At 36.0% G+C, this 2241-nt stretch carries 4 protein-coding genes; 1 reads left to right on the top strand and 3 read right to left on the bottom strand.

Annotation, left to right across the window (positions count from 1 at the left end):
- Nucleotides 1-180 precede the first annotated feature (180 nt).
- Nucleotides 181-714 carry an SLBB domain-containing protein gene (locus tag M901_RS00090; protein ID WP_021276096.1) on the top strand — a complete coding sequence of 178 codons (534 nt, stop codon included), beginning with the start codon at nucleotides 181-183 and terminating at the stop codon, nucleotides 712-714.
- On the opposite strand, the gene M901_RS00095 is transcribed toward M901_RS00090, so the two are convergent.
- The 3 genes from M901_RS00095 to M901_RS00105 all read right to left on the bottom strand — a co-directional run.
- Nucleotides 701-1021 (bottom strand): glycosyltransferase, encoded by a 321-nt coding sequence (locus M901_RS00095; RefSeq protein WP_081653278.1) that lies wholly within the window; start codon nucleotides 1019-1021, stop codon nucleotides 701-703. The genes M901_RS00090 and M901_RS00095 overlap by 14 nt on opposite strands.
- Nucleotides 955-1848 (bottom strand): hypothetical protein, encoded by an 894-nt coding sequence (locus tag M901_RS00100; protein ID WP_021276098.1) that lies wholly within the window; start codon nucleotides 1846-1848, stop codon nucleotides 955-957. Before M901_RS00100 ends, M901_RS00095 begins: the two co-directional genes overlap by 67 nt.
- Nucleotides 1849-1852: 4 nt before the next feature.
- Nucleotides 1853-2241: HD domain-containing phosphohydrolase (locus M901_RS00105; protein WP_021276100.1), on the bottom strand; the 389-nt coding region annotated here is incomplete at its 5' end.

Genomic DNA, 2241 nt, shown 5'->3' on the forward strand with positions numbered 1-2241 from the left:
CAAAAACAGCGAGCTCTATGAGATAAAAGTATTGTAGCTGTGAAACTCCTAAGAAGTTTAAAATAAAGTGAATAATGAAGAGAACGACAAAGAGATTGGAAAGTTTCTTTCCAATAGATTGACGGATTGCGTTGGTATTATTTATTGTTTCCATAAATTCTCTTTGCTACACTGAATTTTATGAAACTTATTACTACTTTGAAAGTCAATATTTTGTCGGCATCTCTGCTTTTTTCCACAACAGTATTTGCTACGGGAAAGCCAAATTTTAATATCAAAGAATTTACTCTGCCATCAGAAGTAAAGGATATGAATAAGAGTTATGGTTCAGTTTTTTTCTCACCTTCTGTAAAAGGTAAGGTTCTAATTCCTGTCCATTTCTGGGGAGAAGTAAAGAACTCAGGTCTTCACTTTGTTCCAGTTAATACAACATTCTTAAATGGACTATCAATGGCAGGAGGGCCAAGTTCAACGGCTAAACTTGATAATGTAAGATTGACTCGTAAGAATGCGGATAAGTTTAAAGTTCTACGTTATGATATCTCGGATGGTGGAAACACAAACGTCTACGCAGAGACTCTTCAACCTGGTGACTCTGTCTTTATTCCTAAGGATCAATACTTGGAAAATAGAGCGTATTACACTGGCTTGATCGGTGTTTTTGCAACTGTGCTTTCAAGTATTCTACTTTATCGCCAAGTTAAGAGCGACTAAGTAGCTCATAAAAGCGTTCACCAGTTTTTTCCCAAGTCATAGAAGCAAGACGTTCGCGTCGCTGTTGTCTTAGAGCTCTTTTCTCATCAAGAGTTAAAGGCTTTGTTCTTGGAGTGATAACGATATCTTCAGGCTTTTTAAATAGATGGATATTGTCCATATCTCTTAGAAGTTCACTGGCCCCAACTTTGTATTCCGTTGTATAAACTTCTAGGCCCATACATGCCGCTTCAACCAAAACTAATCCAAATGGCTCATAGATTGTGGGAAAAACAAAGACATCTGCCAGATGATAGAATTTTTGAATCTTTTAGTGAACTCAACATAAGTAATATTTAAATCATCAGGTAAAGAGAATCCCTTCGCACTTTCTGGGCGACCAACAACTAGAAGTTGAGCATTTGGGACACTTCTTATTTTATCAATAACTAAATTTAACCCCTTTCTCTCAAAGGCCCCAACGAATAGGTAAATTGGTTGATTAAGTTCGAGCTTAGTCATTTGAGGGTAGTCTGAAATAAGTTCGTTGAGAACCTCTTCTTTTGACTCATTTATAAAATCAAAATTATCTAAATTTATTCCAGAGTAATTAAGAATCGTGTGCTCTTTGGGAATATTGAAATGAGTTGTCATATAGTCTTGCTCGAATTCAGAAAGAATTGAGAATTGAGTATGACTCTTTATTCTATATAGGTAATTCTCTCCAAGCCAGAAAAAGAAGAAGAGTAATTTCTTATAGAGATACTTGTAGATTGGAAATTTAAAGCGTGAAAAATAGAAGTGCTCCCACTCCTTGTGTACGAACTGCACGTTGACGTAGTCTACACTTAGAGAAGCTATACCAATTCCAACTTTTTTGACATCAGAGCTAAGCTTTAATTTTGTAATAAACCAAGAGGCGATAAAGAAGTAGAGCATCTTGATAAGAAAGGGACCAAAGTAGAGTTTGGGAACTTCAATAAAAGTAATTCTATTCTTTAGTTCGGGAAAGATCTCTTGAGGATTTCCCATCTCAAAACTAACGACATAGAGATGATCTATCTTGTCGCTAGGAATATGATTTATTGTTTCAATAAGCGCTCGACTATGTCCGATTTCAGGGACAAGCTCATGGGTAAAAAGGGCAATTTTCATATATCTACTCGTTTAAAAAGTCTTTTCTCTCATGTTCGACTAGTGGAATGGCAAAAGCCGCTTTTAGGGCCTTCATGATCTTAATAAAAGATCCTTTTGTGTAACGAGACTCCATCTCTAGTATTTTCTCTATGATAATATCTCTATAAAATCCTGTCTCATAAAGAGTATTGGCAAGTTCAAGAGAGACAATGAATATAGATGTCATCGGATCAAGTCTTGTATAGTCAATTCCTCTTGGAAAACCTGTGCCGTCGTATCTCTCGTGATGATTGATTATAATCTTATCGACACCAAGTGGGAGAGATTGGATTTTATTCACTATTTCCGCAGACTTTGATGGGTGATCTAGAACTTTTTTCTTTGCAGTACTAAAAACATCATCAAACTCAG

This window comes from Bacteriovorax sp. DB6_IX, from assembly GCF_000447775.1.
Taxonomy (GTDB): domain Bacteria; phylum Bdellovibrionota; class Bacteriovoracia; order Bacteriovoracales; family Bacteriovoracaceae; genus Halobacteriovorax_A.